The 17,588-nt window shown below is 36.5% G+C and carries 16 protein-coding genes; 9 read left to right on the plus strand and 7 right to left on the minus strand.

The features are described from left to right. Positions 1 to 152: 152 nt before the first annotated feature. The gene (locus tag LQV47_RS04675; protein ID WP_230034356.1) at positions 153 to 1,691 is read right to left on the minus strand and encodes a membrane-binding protein; all 1,539 of its coding nucleotides are present in this window, start codon (positions 1,689 to 1,691) and stop codon (positions 153 to 155) included. A 382-nt stretch (positions 1,692 to 2,073) separates the two neighbouring features. On the opposite strand from LQV47_RS04675, the gene LQV47_RS04680 reads away from it, so the two are divergent. Then, positions 2,074 to 2,775 (plus strand): CoA transferase subunit A, encoded by a 702-nt coding sequence (locus LQV47_RS04680; RefSeq protein ID WP_230034358.1) that lies wholly within the window; start codon positions 2,074 to 2,076, stop codon positions 2,773 to 2,775. Between the two features lie 72 nt (positions 2,776 to 2,847). Here LQV47_RS04680 and LQV47_RS04685 read toward each other — a convergent pair whose 3' ends face one another. Then, positions 2,848 to 4,650 (minus strand): ABC transporter ATP-binding protein, encoded by a 1,803-nt coding sequence (locus LQV47_RS04685; RefSeq protein ID WP_230034360.1) that lies wholly within the window; start codon positions 4,648 to 4,650, stop codon positions 2,848 to 2,850. Positions 4,651 to 4,771: 121 nt separating this feature from the next. Between LQV47_RS04685 and LQV47_RS04690 the strand changes: the two genes are divergently transcribed. Next, on the plus strand, positions 4,772 to 5,425 hold the full coding sequence (locus LQV47_RS04690) for a CoA transferase subunit B (RefSeq protein WP_230034362.1): 654 nt from the start codon (positions 4,772 to 4,774) through the stop codon (positions 5,423 to 5,425). Positions 5,426 to 5,587: 162 nt separating this feature from the next. On the opposite strand, the gene LQV47_RS04695 is transcribed toward LQV47_RS04690, so the two are convergent. Next, on the minus strand, positions 5,588 to 6,403 hold the full coding sequence (locus LQV47_RS04695; protein WP_230034364.1) for a DUF4197 domain-containing protein: 816 nt from the start codon (positions 6,401 to 6,403) through the stop codon (positions 5,588 to 5,590). A 231-nt stretch (positions 6,404 to 6,634) separates the two neighbouring features. On the opposite strand from LQV47_RS04695, the gene LQV47_RS04700 reads away from it, so the two are divergent. The 4 genes from LQV47_RS04700 to LQV47_RS04715 all read left to right on the plus strand — a co-directional run bounded on the left by LQV47_RS04700 (position 6,635) and on the right by LQV47_RS04715 (position 10,994). After that, entirely contained in the window at positions 6,635 to 8,902 is a 2,268-nt protein-coding gene (locus LQV47_RS04700) for a family 20 glycosylhydrolase (protein ID WP_230034366.1), read from the plus strand. Positions 8,903 to 8,919: 17 nt separating this feature from the next. After that, positions 8,920 to 9,558 carry a Crp/Fnr family transcriptional regulator gene (locus tag LQV47_RS04705; RefSeq protein ID WP_230034368.1) on the plus strand — a complete coding sequence of 213 codons (639 nt, stop codon included), beginning with the start codon at positions 8,920 to 8,922 and terminating at the stop codon, positions 9,556 to 9,558. A gap of 358 nt (positions 9,559 to 9,916) precedes the next feature. Further along, positions 9,917 to 10,480 (plus strand): YeeE/YedE thiosulfate transporter family protein, encoded by a 564-nt coding sequence (locus tag LQV47_RS04710; protein WP_230034370.1) that lies wholly within the window; start codon positions 9,917 to 9,919, stop codon positions 10,478 to 10,480. Between the two features lie 79 nt (positions 10,481 to 10,559). Further along, complete coding sequence (locus LQV47_RS04715; protein WP_230034923.1) at positions 10,560 to 10,994, plus strand: DUF6691 family protein; 435 nt, start codon at positions 10,560 to 10,562, stop codon at positions 10,992 to 10,994. Between the two features lie 122 nt (positions 10,995 to 11,116). Here the strand turns inward: LQV47_RS04715 and LQV47_RS04720 are convergent, their stop codons facing one another. From LQV47_RS04720 to LQV47_RS04735, 4 genes are all read right to left on the minus strand, one after another. Beyond that, positions 11,117 to 12,517, minus strand: a complete 1,401-nt coding sequence (locus LQV47_RS04720) for a TolC family protein (RefSeq protein ID WP_230034372.1) — start codon at positions 12,515 to 12,517, stop codon at positions 11,117 to 11,119. Position 12,518: 1 nt separating this feature from the next. Continuing rightward, positions 12,519 to 13,676 carry a biotin/lipoyl-binding protein gene (locus LQV47_RS04725; RefSeq protein ID WP_230034374.1) on the minus strand — a complete coding sequence of 386 codons (1,158 nt, stop codon included), beginning with the start codon at positions 13,674 to 13,676 and terminating at the stop codon, positions 12,519 to 12,521. Between the two features lie 5 nt (positions 13,677 to 13,681). Continuing rightward, complete coding sequence (locus tag LQV47_RS04730; RefSeq protein WP_230034376.1) at positions 13,682 to 13,966, minus strand: DUF3302 domain-containing protein; 285 nt, start codon at positions 13,964 to 13,966, stop codon at positions 13,682 to 13,684. A gap of 296 nt (positions 13,967 to 14,262) precedes the next feature. After that, positions 14,263 to 14,868: a Crp/Fnr family transcriptional regulator gene (locus LQV47_RS04735; RefSeq protein WP_230034378.1), complete on the minus strand. Its 606-nt coding sequence runs from the start codon at positions 14,866 to 14,868 to the stop codon at positions 14,263 to 14,265. A gap of 112 nt (positions 14,869 to 14,980) precedes the next feature. On the opposite strand from LQV47_RS04735, the gene LQV47_RS04740 reads away from it, so the two are divergent. The 3 genes from LQV47_RS04740 to LQV47_RS04750 all read left to right on the plus strand — a co-directional run bounded on the left by LQV47_RS04740 (position 14,981) and on the right by LQV47_RS04750 (position 17,469). Next, positions 14,981 to 15,976 (plus strand): N(4)-(beta-N-acetylglucosaminyl)-L-asparaginase, encoded by a 996-nt coding sequence (locus LQV47_RS04740; RefSeq protein WP_230034380.1) that lies wholly within the window; start codon positions 14,981 to 14,983, stop codon positions 15,974 to 15,976. A gap of 251 nt (positions 15,977 to 16,227) precedes the next feature. Further along, entirely contained in the window at positions 16,228 to 16,791 is a 564-nt protein-coding gene (locus LQV47_RS04745; protein WP_230034382.1) for a hypothetical protein, read from the plus strand. 15 nt (positions 16,792 to 16,806) lie between these two features. Next, positions 16,807 to 17,469 carry a copper homeostasis protein CutC gene (locus LQV47_RS04750; RefSeq protein ID WP_230034384.1) on the plus strand — a complete coding sequence of 221 codons (663 nt, stop codon included), beginning with the start codon at positions 16,807 to 16,809 and terminating at the stop codon, positions 17,467 to 17,469. The last annotated feature ends 119 nt before the right edge of the window (positions 17,470 to 17,588 follow it).

The raw sequence follows: 17,588 nt of genomic DNA on the forward strand, positions 1-17,588 counted from the left end.
AAATCAACATAAAAGATAAACAGGCTGTCAGAAACGACAGCCTGTTTTTTTAGCATTGAGGAAGAATAAGAGAGTATACATTCACCCTTATATAAAAAAAGCAGCCTCAAAAAAATGAAGCTGCTTTTTGATATAATAAACTAATTGGTGTTTTATTCAACATCTGGGTGTAAATACTCTTCGAGAATAAAAGTTTGATTATCCGTAGCAAAATAATTATCCCCGGTATCTGCCAGAATCTTAGTATCCTGAAGAAGTTTTCCTTCCGGGCTGTAAATTTTTAATAAGATCCATTTTCCGCTGCGCTCAAGCTCCCTTGCTCCGCTTGCTAATTTGAATTTGATTTTTCCGCTCTGAAGAATGCCGGCTTTTACAGAAGCTTTATTGGCAGGTTTCCCTTTTACATACTGTACAACTTGTGCTGTAAAGCTGTAATCATCGTCTCCATCTTCACTTAATGGTTGGCTATAAGTGTACAAAATAGCTCCTTTATCATCATAAACGGTTGCATCGTAAGCATCCTGTTTAGAGTTTAATTTCTTTTCAGATTTCAGCTTTTTCTCCTCATAATATACCTTGCTGCTGACTAAAACAGCATCTTTATACAGCTTTTCGGTAAGCCCATCGTAGGAAGTTCCGTTAAAAGGCAAATCATCTTTATACGTTAACGTGGATTTTAATTTTCCATCCGGCGAATAATATTTAATTTCCTGGGTAGAACCGTCATTTAGGGATGTTTCTGTAGAAAGCTTCCCGTTTTCGTCAAATATCTTATTAAGTGTGGTGAGTCCGTTTTTATAAACATCAACAGTTGAAATAGAGCTGTAATCATAGCTAAACTGATAGTCTTCACCATCCATTGGTTTATAGGTATCATTTTCTTTATCATATTGATAGATTAAATGAGCTGTTTTTTTTCCGGATTCATCATATGTGGTTTTATAACCGTCTTTTTTATTTCTCTTTTGCTCCTGCAGAATTTTTCCATTTTTTCCATAGATAACGCCTTCTTTTATGCTGCCGTCACCTTTATATTTTTCAATTTTGGAAACCCTCATTGGATTATAGTAATATTCTACCTGTGTACTTTCGCTGCCGGACTCAGAGGTTGCGCTGCCAATATATTTACCTTTTTCACCATAATATTTATTTTCATAGCCCCCATTCTTATTGATAATGGATTCAGATCTGATACCTTTGATATCTTCGTCATAAATAATCGTTTGGGTTGGTGTAGAGTTTTCATATAGAGTGAGAGAGTTGTAGTAGTACTCACTTTCCGGGTCTTTATAGCTAAAGGATTTTCCGCTGAACGTACCGTCAGCTTTATATACTACATCTTCTATCAGTTTACCGCTGGCATCATAGGATTGAGAAGGGCCTGCCTGCCTGCCGTTAGAATAGGTGACGAAGTTCATGACTTTTCCTTCAGGAGTATACCAGGTCACTTTTCCTTCAAAAATTTCACTGCCTGGAGTGGTATCAGAGGCAAGACCCTCCATTTGCAGCGTTCCGTTTTTATAAAAATCTTTGATGAGTGTAAGTTTGCCTTTCGGATATGCTTCACGGTAATATTCCATATTAGCCTGGGTGGTTTTTTCCCAGTTTTCATCAAAATAAGTTTTTTCCTGTGCATATACGTTGATGCTGAGTACTAAGGCAAGTAATGCTGAAGTAAATAATTTTTTCATGCTTTTTTATTAAGTTTATGGTTGATGTCCTGACTAGTGTGTTTGCATATTGAAAATAGATAACCTTAAAAGGTTGAAAAGGATCGTAAAGGCAGTAAGCTGCCAGGAAATAATTTTAGATTGAAGTTGTGTCTACATAAATTACATGCGAAGTATAAGATATAATATTTCTGAATTTACAGCTTCAAATATAAATCAATTTGATGAGAAATATGAAAAAAATGAACAGGTCTGTTCGTTTTTATTGATAAATATTTGATTATAATGGTTTTAAATATTAAAAAATGCTATTGAAAAAAAAACAGGATTTCAGTATCATTTCCAATCATCATATATATGGGAAAATTTATTAAATTTAGCCAACAGAAAAATCTAATATTTCATGATAGATAAAAGAGTAAAAAATGCAAAGGAAGCCATCGACGGAATTAAAGATGGAATGACACTGATGCTTGGCGGATTTGGGCTTTGCGGTATCCCTGAAAACTCAATCAATGCTTTGGTAGAAAGTGATGTAAAAGAGCTGACTTGTATTTCAAACAATGCAGGAGTAGACGATTTCGGATTAGGATTATTGCTTCACAAAAGACAGATTAAAAAAATGATCTCTTCTTATGTAGGCGAAAATGCTGAATTTGAAAGACAGATGCTTTCAGGTGAATTGGATGTGGAGCTTACGCCGCAGGGCACTTTAGCAGAAAAATGCAGAGCAGCTCAGGCCGGAATTCCAGCTTTTTATACGCCGGCAGGCTATGGTACTGAAATCGCAGAAGGAAAGGAAGTAAAGGAATTTAACGGAAAACCTCATATTCTGGAACATGCTTATGATGCAGACTTTTCTATTGTAAAAGCATGGAAGGGTGATCATGCCGGCAACCTTATCTTTAAGGGATCTGCCAGAAACTTTAACCATCCTATGGCAGGAGCCGCTAAAATCACCATTGCTGAAGTAGAAGAATTGGTGGAACCGGGAGAGCTGGATCCTAATCAGATTCACATTCCGGGAATCATGATCCAGAGAATTTTCCAGGGAGAAAAATTTGAAAAGAGAATAGAGCAGAGAACAGTGAGAACTAAAGAATAATTTCTGATTCTATTTCTATTGACCATAAAAAAAACAAAGCGCTGAATGTAATGTATTTTCAGCGCTTTGTTTTTATGCTTGTGAAATAAGCGTTTTCCTTTCTCCGATTTGTTGCCGCCACATGGCATAGTACAACCCTTTTTCAGAAATTAAATTCTCATGAGATCCTGTTTCCACGATTTGCCCACGTTCAAGAACATAAATTCTGTCTGCATGCATGATCGTACTTAAACGGTGAGCAATGAGAACAGTAATTTGTTCCTTTTGTTTTGAAATATCTTTTATCGTAGAAGTTATTTCTTCCTCCGTAATACTGTCCAATGCTGAAGTGGCTTCATCAAATATCAATAGATGAGGTTTTCTTAAAAGTGCTCTGGCAATGGCAATCCTTTGTTTTTCACCACCACTAAGCTTCAGTCCTCCTTCTCCAATTACGGTTTCTATACCTTTTTCTGCCCTTTCCAGCAATGCGGTACAGCTGGATTTTTGCAAAGCTGCGGCCAGCTCAGATTCTGTAGCTTTCGGATTGACAAAAAGAAGGTTTTCCTTGATGGTTCCGGCAAAAAGCTGAGTGTCCTGCGTCACAAAACCAATCTGATTTCTCAGTTCGTCAAAATCAAATTCTTTTCCATTGATCGTATTATAAAAGATATTTCCTTCCTGAGGCCTGTAAAGTCCCACCAGTAATTTGACCAATGTACTTTTCCCGGAACCGCTTGGCCCCACAAAAGCAATGGTTTCTCCATTTTTAACATCAAAAGAAATATTATTCAGGGCCTTATATTGTGCAGATTGATGCTTGAAAGATACATGCTTAAACTCCAATTCTTCAATAGCGCCAATTTGTTTAGGGTGAAGAGGCTTTTCTTCCACGTCTTTCTTCATTAAATTGTCAAAATTGAAGAGAGAAGCTTCAGCTTCACGGTAAGAAATAATGATATTCCCGATTTCCTGCATTGGCCCGAAAATGAAAAAACCATAAAACATCAGAGACAGATATTGCCCGGGAGTGACAACGTTTTTAAAAATTAAAAATAATAAGGTCAATGTGATCAGCTGTTGAAGAAAATTGACCATCGTTCCCTGAATAAAACTTAAAGAACGGATACTTTTAACCTTTCTGAGCTCAAGCCCTAAAATTTTGTAAGTATTATTGTTCAATCGGATCACTTCCTGATTGGTGAGTCCTAAGCTCTTTACAATTTCGATATTTCTTAAGCTTTCCGTTGTACTTCCCGCTAAAGCCGTAGTTTCAGAAACAATATTTTTCTGAATGCTTTTTATTCTCTTACTCAATAAATTGGTGATAAATGCGATCAGAAATATTCCGCAGATATATACCGGCATAATCGACCAGTGTAACCGGATAGCATACACAGAAACGAAAATGATACTGACTAAGATTCCAAAGAAAATATTGATGAAATTGGTGATGAATTTTACAGAATCTTCTCTTACTTTCGTTAAAATAGATAAAGTTTCACCACTCCTTTGGTCCTCAAATTCCTGATATGGCAGGGCCATTGAATGTTTTAAACCATCTGTGAAGATTTTTGCCCCAAATTTCTGGGTGATAACACTTACCACATAATCCTGAAAAGCCTTGGCAATTCTGCTTACCATTGCTGTTCCTATAAGTAATCCTAAAAAATAAAAAGCACCATGGTAAACTGAAGTTCCATATAAATATTCATTCAGGTTTCTGGATAAGAGCTTTTCCTTATCAAAAAAATTAGGGTGAGTGACCAGCTGGTCCAGGATATTACCTGTAATTGCCGGAGCAAATAACGAGAAAACCTGGTTAATGGTTGCCAACAGCAAAGATATAATGATCAACCATTGGTAAGGTTTAAGGTATCTTAAAAGTATTTTCATTCTAGTAAATAATATTGCAAAATTAATGATATTATTTTAACTAACACTGTTAATTGTTAAGCTCAACAAACACCTTTTGTATTCAGTTGAAAATAATTAAATTGCAGTCTAAGTTTTTATTATGCTTACAAAAGAACAAATTGCCAAAAGAATTTCAAAAGAACTGAAAGATCGCTATTATGTAAACCTGGGAATAGGAATTCCTACATTGGTTGCCAACTATGTTCCGGATGGTATTTCCGTAGAATTCCAAAGTGAAAATGGAGTTTTGGGAATGGGACCTTTCCCTTTCGAAGGTGAGGAAGATGCAGATATCATCAATGCCGGAAAACAAACAATCACTATTTTAGAAGGAGGTTCATTCTTCGATTCTGCATTCAGCTTCGGAATGATCCGTGGCCAGAAGGTAGACCTTACCATTCTTGGAGCGATGGAAGTTTCAGAGACCGGAGATATTGCCAACTGGAAAATTCCCGGGAAAATGGTGAAAGGAATGGGAGGAGCTATGGATTTAGTAGCTTCCGCCGAAAATATTATCGTAGCCATGATGCACGTCAACAAAGCTGGAGAAAGCAAAATCCTGAAAAAATGTACACTTCCACTGACAGGAGTAAACTGTGTAAAAAGAGTGGTTACTGAATTAGCCGTTTTGGATGTAACACCGGCAGGATTTAAATTGATAGAAAGGGCTCCTGGTGTTTCAGTAGAACATATTATAAAATCAACTGAAGCAGATTTGATCATTGAAGGAGAAATTCCTGAAATGCAATTCTAAATAAAAGCACCTTGCCACTGACAAGGTTTTTATACTTTTTAAATTGACTACATCAAATCTTCAATTTCAAAATAGAAGAAATTAAAGTCAAACAAAAAGACTGTCTCATAATGAAACAGTCTTTTTATATTGTAATGCTGAGGTTTGTATCAAGCTAATTTTTTATTTCCCATCCTGTGCTCCGAAAACTTTCTGCAAAATACTTGTAGTTCTCATTGCCGGAGTGTTTCGTATTCCACTTTCCTTCTGAGCCACCATTTTGAAAACCCCGTTGATGGTTTCCGTAGTCACATATTCGTTAAGGTCAGTAGTTACAGCCTGTCCTGTGAAGGTATTATATTTTGAAATAAGGCTTTTCCATACTGTGTCTGCACCCACTTTTCCAAGAGATGCTTTTACTTTAGGCTGAAAAGCCGTAAATAGCTGGCTCTGAGTTTTACCTTGAAGATAATTGGTTGCAGCATTATCAGTACTCAACAAAATATTTTTAGCATCTGTAATTGTCATGGAGGTAATTGCAGTGGCAAAAATAGGGGCAGCTTCCGTTACCGCATCTTCAGCAGCTCTGTTTAATAATTTTACTCCTTCATCAGCAAGACTTCCCATTCCCAGAGAACGCAATGTAGTATCTATTTTTCTTAATTTTTCAGGCATTAAAATTTTTACAGCTTCATTCTTGAAAAAACCATCAGTTAAAGCCAGTTTCTTTACTCCATCGGTCACTCCCATGCTTAAAGCTTCTTTTAATCCTGATGAAATCTGTGAGGAAGTGAGATTTCCTAGATTGGCTGTTGAAGTAGCGGGTATCTTCGTAGAAGTAGCAGGTGTGGTTGTGGTTGCAGAACCTTTTGTTTTTACAGGAGCATTCAGATCAACACCTGTTTTATCTTTCACTGTAGATTTTAAAATATCTAAAAGCTGAGCCTGTGTAGAAATTGAAAATAATAACCCGGCTGCTATAAAAATGTTTTTTTTCATCGTATTTTTTTTACAAATTTAAATGTTTAATTCCTTAATTGCTTACACTTATCAAAAAGTAAACCAGAAAAAAAAACGAATTTTTTATTTTAAATGTTTAGGTAAGTTTAAAAAAATAATGTAAAAGAATGGAAGCAAAGAATTTCAAAAACTTAAGCGCTATTTTAATAACTAAACAACTAAAGGCTTTTAGAAAAAAGTTATATTAGCTAAAACATTAATACACCTTCAATGAGAAATTTTATTCTTGTGCTTTCAGCTCTTTTTTCAACTGTTTTTTACGCCCAGAAAAAGCCTAATTTAATTCCCTATCCCCAAACTGTAAACATAACAGAAGGGGAATTTATAATTCCTGAAACATTGGTATTGAATGACAAGCTTCCAAAAGAGGAAACAGACTATTTCAAAAAACGTCTCGGTTCACTGGTTAAATTTAAATACAGCAGTAAAACAGAAGGGGCCCACCTTACCCAGGCGCTGGTTCCACAACCAAAAATTCCTGTTACTACTGAAGATGTTAGAGAAAAATATACACTTACTATTTCTCCAAAAGGAATTTTTATCAGTTCCTATACAAAACAGGGATATTTTCTGGCGCTTCAGACATTGATTCAGCTTTTTGAAGAGCATAGAGAAGATAAAAAAATTCCAGCCTTAAGAATTGAAGATCAGCCTAAATTTGCATGGCGTGGAATGCATTTAGATGTATCAAGACATTTTTTTACTGTTGATGAAGTAAAGCAATACATTGATTATCTGGCCATGTATAAATTAAATACTTTTCATTGGCATTTAACCGATGATCAGGGATGGAGAATTGAGATTAAAAAATATCCAAAGCTTACCCAGATAGGCTCTAAACGTAAGGAATCCATGATTGGTGCTTACGCTGATAATACTTTTGACGGAAAACCTTATGGACCTTACTTTTACACCCAGGAACAAATAAAAGAGGTGGTAAAATATGCACAGGAAAGACATATAACCGTTGTTCCGGAAATAGAAATGCCGGGACATGCATTGTCTGCATTGTCAGCATATCCTGAATTGGCCTGTACAAAGGGACCTTTTGAATCAGCAACAAAATGGGGCGTTATGGATGATGTTTTCTGTCCCAAAGATGAAACATTCACATTTTTGGAGAATGTCTTAGATGAGGTGATCCGGCTGTTTCCTTCTCAGTATATCCATATTGGGGGTGATGAGTGTCCGAAAACAAGATGGAAAGAATGTGCCCATTGCCAGGAATTGATTAAGAAAAATAATTTAAAAGATGAGCATGGCTTACAAAGCTATTTTATCCAGAGGATTGAAAAATATGTGAACAGCAAAGGCAGAAAGATCATCGGATGGGATGAGATTTTAGAAGGAGGATTAGCTCCTAATGCGGCGGTAATGAGCTGGACCGGAGTAAACGGAGGAATTGAAGCAGCAAAAGCAAAACATTTTGCAGTGATGACACCGGGAGCATACTGTTATTTTGACCATTATCAGGGAGATCCACAATCAGAACCCAATGCTTTCGGAGGCTTTACTCCATTGGAAAAAGTGTATTCTTATAATCCGATTCCTGCAGAACTGAATGCAGAACAGGCAAAATATATATTGGGAGTTCAGGCCAATCTTTGGACAGAATATATTGATAATTTTAAGCAGGTTCAATATATGATATTCCCGAGGTTGATGGCCCTTTCAGAAGTAGGATGGGGAACATCAGATCCTAAAAATTATAAAGAATTTGAAAACAGAGTGATTAGTCAGTTCAAAGTTTTGGATAAAATGGGTGTTAATTATGCTAAAAGTATTTACAATATTACCGGAAAAATAGTTCCCGGTAATAACGGCATTACCTATGAATTATCCACTTCACAAGATGCAAAGGGAGTAAGATATACCTTAGATGGAACAGATCCAATGATCAATTCAAAAAATTACCAGGGGCCCATTTCAATTCCTAAGTCTATGACTGTCAAATCAGCTTATTTTGAAAATGGTCAATTGAAAAGTTCAATATCTTCACAACAGTTTACTATTTCAAAAACTACGGGAAAAAAAATAACTCTTGAAAATCAGCCGAGTGAAAATTATTCATTTGGTGGCGCTTCCACTTTGGTAGATGGGATTATAGGCAATATGAAACAGCTTGGTAAAACATGGCTGGGCTTTGATGGGAAAGATGTGGTAGCAACCATAGATTTTGGACAGAAAACAGGTTTTTCAGAAGTTTATTTTAATACCCTTGAAAATAAAGGAAGCTGGATTCATCTCGCTAAATCGGCTAAAATTTTTGTTTCCGATGATAATAAGAATTTTAAACTCATAAAAGAGATCGGAAAAGAAGAGATTCAAAATGCCAAAGGAAAAATCAAATTGAATGCAGGTTCTCAAAATGCAAAATACCTGAAGGTGATCATAGAAAATGCAGGGATTATTCCGGCAGGAAACCCCGGAGCAGATTCCAAAGCATGGCTTTTTGTTGATGAAATTGGCGTAAATTAGCCAAAATTGAACTAACAATGCAGGAAAGTGTACTTTCTTCAGAATTCTCATCATTACCGGATCTTGTAGAAAAGCTATACCGGTTGGGAACAACGAAAAATTACAGTGAAGGAGATATTATTTTAGACGAAAATGCTTCCATTCGCGCTATTCCTATTGTAATGAAAGGAATGATCAAAGTGATCAGGACGGAAGAAGACGGCCGGGAAATCCTGCTGTATTATATCAAATCCGGGGAAAGCTGTATTATGTCTTTCCTTGGGGGAATGCACAATGAGAAAAGTATTGTTAAAGCTGAGGTAGAGGAAGAAGCGGAGATTCTTTTCCTGCCGGTAGATCAGGCCTCTCTGTTTATTAAAGAACATCCGGAGTGGTTAGATTATATTTTCAGACTTTATCATAAACGTTTTGAAGAGCTGCTGGATATCATCAATGCGATTGCTTTTAAAAAAGTAGATCAAAGATTACTGAATCTTCTCTGTAAGAAATCTGAAATTACTGGTTCTGAAACGATCATTACAACTCATGAACAGCTTGCCAACGAGCTGGGAACAGTCAGGGTAGTGGTATCGAGACTTCTTAAACAGCTGGAAGAAGAAGGAACAGTAAAACTGGGCAGAAACAAAATCCTTCTTCTGAAAAAAGACAATTTATAGCAAAAATCCAAGTTAATAAAAAGTACTCACATTCCCCTCCGCTGGAGGGGTGGCGAAAATTCAAAGAATTTTTGACGGGGTGGTTATATCCATGAACTTTAACGTTCACGTACTGTCCAGGCTTCCTCCTAGTAATGGCTTATCTTACTATTTGTATCTCTATTCATCTTTATGTAACAAAAGTAGCGGTATAAAAAATTAGAAAGCAGGAAATTTGTATCAGGCAAACTGAAAAAGAAGCTGTGATAAAGTAGGTTTAGATCAGGTTTTAGGTTTTTTAGAAGGTTTTAAAGCCTGGTAAAAGGTGATTTTGTGTGTCAGACTAAAGTTTTAAATAAATTAGATTAAAAAAATAAAGATGTTGGAGATTATAAAAGAACCATGGCCCTGGTATATTGCAGGTCCGTTGATTGGGCTTACCGTTCCCGCTTTACTGATCATGGGAAATAAATCCTTCGGGATAAGCTCTTCGCTGAGGCATATATGTGCTGCCTGTATACCGGCCAATGTGAGCTTTTTCAAATACGACTGGAGAAAAGAGGCCTGGAATCTGTTTTTTGTACTGGGAATTTTCTTCGGAGGTTTAATTGCCGCCAATTTTTTAATGAATCCCGCAGAAATAACCGTTAATCACCATCTGAAAACAGAATTGGCCGGATATGGAATTACAGATTATAGCAACCTTGTTCCCGTACAGCTGATGAATTTTCAAAGCTTATTTACCCTGAGAGGCTTTATCATGATGGTGGTAGGTGGGTTTTTGGTAGGATTCGGAACCAGATATGCAGGAGGATGCACCAGTGGACATGCTATTATGGGACTTTCCAATTTACAGTGGCCGTCTTTAGTCGCTACCATCTGTTTTATGATAGGTGGATTTTTAATGGCCAATCTGATTCTGCCGGTAATCCTTTCTTTATAAGTCTAATTTTAGAAACAGAATTAAAATGAGAAAAAAAATAGGAAAAAATAGTTATAGAGGTGATGTGAAAAATATCAATATGAATGACAATGAATATAAATGGTATTATAACCTGAAATATCTTATAGCAGGAATAGTATTCGGAATTATTTTTGTGAAGGCCGAAGTGATCAGTTGGTTCAGAATACAGGAAATGTTTCGCCTGCAGTCTTTCCATATGTACGGAATTATTGGAAGTGCTGTTCTGGTGGGAATCATTTCAGTATGGCTGATCAAAAAAATGAATATAAAAACAATTGACGGAGAGCCTATTACACTGTCCCCTAAAAAATTTAATAAAGGTCAGGTCTACGGAGGGGTGATTTTCGGTTTTGGATGGGCGATTACGGGGGCGTGTCCCGGGCCACTCTTTGCTCAGATAGGAACAGGGGCTGTAGCCGTATCCGTTACCCTTTTAAGTGCCATTGCAGGAACATGGGTATATGGATATTTCAGAGATAAACTTCCACATTGATGTCGAATATAGACAACGGCCAACTTTATACATCACAGTTGAAGACGTGATAATTCCTAAAGACTTGATGGGTATTGAATAAAAAAGACTGCTGATTCTATCAGCAGTCTTTTGGTATAAAATTATGAAAATATGAAGTTTCCTGCTCCTAAAGCCATATAGAGGTTGATCCGTTCTATCCTGTACTGAAGTTCCAGATTGATGAGATTCATTTCATTTTTAAGAAGATCCCGCTGCTTCCGAACCAGTATAAAACTATTACTTGAACCCACTTTTATCTGTTTTTGAGTGAGCTCAATATTGTTTTTAAGTTCATCGATGGCACTTTGGTTATAAAAACGTTGTTTTTCTATAGAATGCAGGTTAGCTAAAGATGATTCTACTTCATTCAAACCATTAAGAACTGTTTTTGAATATTCTTCTACAGCTTGCTTTTGTTGGGAGTTTTTTATTTCTACATTTTTTTTAAGCTTTCCATGGTTGAATACCGGGGAAACCAGCCCGCTGCCTACTTTTAATAATGGATTGGAAAACAAAGAATTGATAGACTCAGCATTACTGCTGGCTGTTCCTAAAGAAGTATTGATGCTCAATGAAGGAAGCCTTGCCGCATTAGCCTGCTGTACCTCGTAAAAAGCTTTTTCTATTTGGAAATGGCGAGCCTGTATATCTGACCTGCTTTCTAAAAGCTGCAATGGAAAAGATAGTGGGATATCATTCTTTAAGGGAGTAAAAGAATTTTGTGTACTTAGTTTTCCCTCCGGATATTTTCCTGTCAGTAATTCCAATGATCTTCTGGATTGGGTATTCGCATTTTTGATCTTTTCAAGATATCCCTGTAGTGAAATAATTTCTGCAGATATATTGGATAAATCTAATGCATTAGCTGTTCCAACCCTTTTTTGAATCATATATAGCTTTTCCAGCTCTTTTGATTTTTGAATATAAGTTTCAATTTTATACTCCTGGATATTTCCTGCAATATTTAAAAAATAAGCTTTAGCTATCATCATGGCTATAGATTGATGCAAGAGGATATTTTGGTATTTTGCAGAAAAATAATCACTTGTACTCGCCATTTGTGAAGCTTTATTTTTGCCCCATAAATCTATTTCCCAACTTGCTTTTAACGCCAGACGCTGGATTTGCCTTTCGCTCACCAAATTATGAGATGTATTGGCAACAGCACTGATACTGGGATAAAGATCACTTCCTGCAATTTCCATAGCCAATTCAACCTGATTAAGCTTTTCTTTAGCGATGATAATATCTGCATTATACAGCATCCCTTCATTGATAAGTGTTTCTAATTGAGGTGTCTTTATATCTGTAATCCATTCATAGGAAAGAGATCTTGCATTTGCTTTTCTGTCAAAAATCCAATCATCCGGAATTTGAATGTGAGTAGCAATTTCACTGTTCTCCTTGAGTTGGGCCATATTTTCTTTAGTGGGCTCTTTATAGCCTATACAGGAACTTAAACTTATAGAAAGTATTCCCAATAAAATTAATTTTTTATACATTTTAATGAAGTTTGGGAATCAGGAAGTTAATTTTACTGCTTACACGAACCATCACTTTTCGGATAAGGTGCAATGGTTTGATATGATCAGAATAAATGACCGCAGTTCCTCTTGCTCCTACAGTGAGTTGTTCCTGGTTTTCTTCCAGTACAAATTTTGCAATAAGCTTTCCGTCTGTTTCCGGTAATTGTCTGGCAGTATCAGGAAGTCCGGCTGTAGAACCATTTCCTCCCAGCATTCCTCCCGCATTATTCATAATCCCCTGGCTGGTTGCATCAATTACATATTCAAGTCTGGCTTTCACCACCTTTCCCGGTTCTGTTTTAAGGGCTAGCTCTACTTCATCTCCTTTTTTCACCGTTTCCAATTCATTCTGAGCAAAAAATCCGATAATAGACTGTTGCTTTTGAATTAAAACAAATGCTGATTTAAAAGGTGCCATAATTGCCCCTTCATTAAGCTGAACATTAGGAATGATTCCCTCTGTAGGAGCCAAAACAACCGTTTGAGATAAATTCCATTTTGCCTGCTCCAGTTTAGCCTGGATTTCAGATACAGAAGAATTTTCTCCGTTGTAGGAAGCATTGGATTTGGTTTCCAAAGACTGTTGCTGGGATTGTGCTGCACTGATACGGGATTGTAAATCACGTGCATTGGTTACAGCTTGTTCAAGATCAAATCTATTAGCTGCTCCAGCTTCTACCAATTCCTGATATTGCCTCACTCTTTTGTTGGCAAGATCCAGCTGTGATTGTAAACCGGAAATGTTTTTCTGGGAAGCAGAGATATCAGTATTATAAGAGCTTACAGTAGCTTTCATATTACTGAGTTTGGCTTCCAAAGATTTGATCTCCTGTAGATAAGGTTCTCTGTCAAGAACAAATAATGTATCTCCTTTCTTTACTTCCTGATTGGTTGCTACATATACTTTTTTTACCTTTCCCAGAACCTGGGTTGTTATATCTACACTTCTGTTTCCTACTTTAACATCAGAGGTAATAGGACAATAATAGTTAAGGCTTAATATTAAAGCGATGCTTCCAAAAATAGGAAGAGAATAAACAACCACCTGTGTGGTGAATGTCCAGGGAATAAGTTTAAATTTTTTGATAAGCAGCCAGCAGATTCCGGCATATATGGCGATGAGTAATTCCAGCATAAGTGTTAGTTTTCTGTCGTATTAAGTTCTTTTTCAGGTTCCGTAATGTCTGTTTCTTTTTTTTGATTACCATAATCATAGTTGGCCCAGATTAAAGCAACCGGCCATAATAGACCTCCGAAAACAAGGGAAAGGAGGCACATACTTTTTATGGCATTCAATTGAGGATGATTCTTTTTTTCTGCTACTTTTTCCGGATAGATATGAGCTTTCCAGAAAAGATAAATTCCCGCAATGGGTAGAATAAATAAAATCAGCCATGAAGCGGCATTCGCTATATTGTCTTCCATATTGCCCGTTGATGCCTGTATCAAATTACATGATAACAACAGGCAAAGAAGTAAGGATATTCTTTGCATAAAATAATTGAATAAGGTTTAGTGAAAATTAAGTGTAAAACAAGGTTGTAACCTTACCATCATGAATATCCGGCCGGCCACTTTGAATCTTTGGGAAGATTAAAGATTGTTCAATAGTATACTTTTTTTATGGGTGATATTTTTCTCATTCTGCTTACTTATTTTGTGTACTAGTACTTTGAGTAAACAAAAGTAGGAGGAATAAAATGAGAAAAAATATTCCTAAGTTATTTTTTTCTTTCGTTCCTTTTTTTATGAATCCTTGCGGTCATACGGGAAAGAGAGTTGGGGGTAATTCCCAGAAAGTTTGCAATATATTTTCTGTTGGCATTTTGAGAGGTAAAAGGACGGTTCTCCAGAAAATCTTCGTAACGGGAATGGGGAGAAGTAGAACAGAATTGTTCAGTGCGTACTTTTAATATACCAATAATCTGTTTTAAAGATCTGAGGTACATGGTATAGATTCCTCTATACTGAAATGCTGTTTCTTCAAATTCACTTTTATTAAACAGGAAAAGCTGCGTGTCAATGACAGCCTCAATGGTGTATTTTCTGTTGCTTTCCTGTAAATAAGATTCCGGACTTTCCATAATAGCGGCTTCTTTTTCTGAAGGTAAAAAGAGATTCGTTTCAACCCCGTTTTCATCATCAAAGAAAAATCTTAATAACCCATGGGAAAGTATGAATAAATGATTGAAAGACTGACCGGGTTCTGCCAGTTTTTCTTTTTTCTGAAGGAGTTTTGGAGTACTGATATTGACCAAAATAGTAATTTCCTCATCAGATAATTCCTGAAAGAATACAATATTTCTGAAAGTTTTGAATAAGTCCATTACAAAGGTAAAGATAATAAAAATAATAGACGAAGCTCTAGTTACACCATTTCGAGGGTGTCATTGAAGTTTTTTTTAGATATTTGCGTCGTATTATATAATTTTGAATACAATGAACAATAACCGAAGAAGTTTTATCAAAAAACTGGGGATCGCAACAGCTGCACTTGCGGTAAATCCTTTAGACTTAATGGCTAGTGAATTACCGGAAAATATCAAAGTGGTAAACAAACCTATTGTCCTTTCTACATGGAATTTTGGTCTAAAAGCCAACGAAGAAGCCTGGACTGTTCTTGGGAAAGGAGGAAAAGCTTTAGATGCGGTTGAAAAAGGAGTTCGCCTTGTAGAGCTGGATCCTAAAGAAAGAAGTGTAGGCTATGGTGGCCGCCCGGACAGGGATGGTAGGGTAACGCTTGATGCCTGTATTATGGACGAAAATTATAATATCGGTTCAGTAGCCTGCCTGGAACATGTTAAAAATCCTATTTCTGTGGCCAGAGCGGTAATGGAAAAGACCCCTCACGTAATGCTGGTAGGAGATGGAGCCCTGCAGTTTGCCCTTTCACAAGGGTTTAAAAAAGAAAATCTTCTTACTCCCGAATCAGAAAAAGAATGGAAAGAATGGCTTAAAACCAGCCAGTATAAACCTATTGCCAATATTGAAAATCATGATACCATAGGAATGATAGCCCTGGATGCACAGGGAAACCTTTCCGGAGCCTGTACTACCAGCGGAATGGCCTTCAAAATGCATGGAAGAGTAGGGGATTCTCCAATTATCGGAGCCGGGTTATTTGTAGATAATGAAGTAGGGGCAGCAACAGCAACCGGTCATGGCGAAGAAGTGATCAGAACCGTGGGAACACACCTTGTGGTTGAGCTGATGAGACAGGGTAGAAATCCACAGGAAGCCTGTAAAGAAGCTGTAGAGAGAATTGTAAAGATCAATCAGAGAAGAAACAAAAATTTAAAAGATATTCAGGTAGGATTTATTGCCCTCAATAAGAAAGGAGAATACGGATCTTACTGTATTCAGGATGGATTTAACTTTGCGGTATATGACCAGAAAGGAAACCGTCTTGAGACCCCCGAATTTGCTTTGAAATAAATGAATTTGGAATATGCAAAGACACAAAAATTTTAAAATAGTAAGCTGTTTTTAAGTTGTAAGAGAAAATCAAATATGTTCAGCAAGAAGTATATTTTTCTCTACTAAACACTCATCAATTTTATCGGAGATAAAATCTTTGCGTCTTATAAACATACAAATGAACAAACTTTTGCGTCTTTGCGTATTCCAACAAATAAGTTACAGTTATATTGGCTTTAGCCAAAACAAAATATAGATTAAACAAAAATATGAAAAGAACGATTATCGCTTCCTTGTTTTTAATTATAGCATGTAAGGAAGAAAAGAAGGAGAATGTAATACAACCCGAGCCCCAGGTAAAAGAAGAGGTAGTTCAGGATGCAAAATCTAAGGTTAATGAAGACGTAGAAGCTCAAAAATGGTTGGAAAAAAGCATTGAAGATTATTTTAAAACTGATCTAAGTAACCAGGATAGGGAGATGCGGAAAATGACGACAGAAGATTATTACGATTATAAAACAGACGCCATGAATGTTGATATGGATGTGGATGGCAGTCTTACCGAAAAAGAGTTTCAAGATAAGTGGAGAAAGAAATTTGATGTTCAGAAGGCAGGAATTGGTGCAGGATTTCTAATAAGCGGACAAGACTGGGATGAAGTCAAAGTTTCAAGTTGTAAAATACTTGCAGAAAGTGAAAAAGACTTTTTGTTTGCTATTATTCTTTCGGATAAAAAACTCAAAGCTGAATATCCAATCAAGATTAATGTAATCAAAGAAAACGGTTCTTTTCTGATTGCGGATGTGCTGCAGGAAGAAACTAAGTTTAACTAGTAGATAAAAGTAAAAATGTCAAAAATAGAAATAGCATGTTTCAATCCGGAATCAGCAATAATTGCTTTTGAAAACGGAGCCGACAGAATAGAATTATGTGATGGTTTAAGTGAAGGTGGAACCACTCCTGATTTTCAGATAGCCCAAAAACTTCGGGAGAAAATAAACATTCCGATTTTTGTGATGATCCGCCCCAGAGGAGGTGATTTTACCTACTCAGAAGCAGAATTTGAGCAAATGAAAAATGACCTGACTCACCTGAAATCTTTAAAAGTTGATGGTTTTGTTTTTGGTATTCTGGACGAAAATGATGAGGTGAATAGTGAGCAAAACAGCGCTTTGGTAGAATTGGCAGCACCACTTCCATGTACTTTTCACCGTGCTTTTGATAGAGCGAAAGACCTGGAAGAGTCTTTAGAAAAAGTAATAGAATGTGGTTTTACAACCATTCTCACTTCAGGTCAGAAACCTAATGTGTCGGAAGGAAAGGAAAACCTTAAAAAATTGGTAGAACTTTCCAATGGAAGAATAGAAATACTTGTAGGTGGGGGACTTCGTTCCTCAAATATTGAAGAAATACGGGCGTTGACCAATGCCGGTTATTTTCACTCTTCTGCAATTACTGATGGCGGTGCTTTTGCTAATGCCGATGAGGTTGTTGCTTTGAAGGCTAAGTAATTGTGGTAATATAAAGTTCGTTTTGTCATTCCGAACGTACAGAGGAATCCCAACCTACATCATGAGATTCCTTCGTTCCTCGGAATGATGACAAAATTACTACACATTTCTTAATGTAA

Source organism: Chryseobacterium sp. Bi04 (assembly GCF_918698085.1).
In the GTDB taxonomy this organism is placed as follows: domain Bacteria; phylum Bacteroidota; class Bacteroidia; order Flavobacteriales; family Weeksellaceae; genus Chryseobacterium.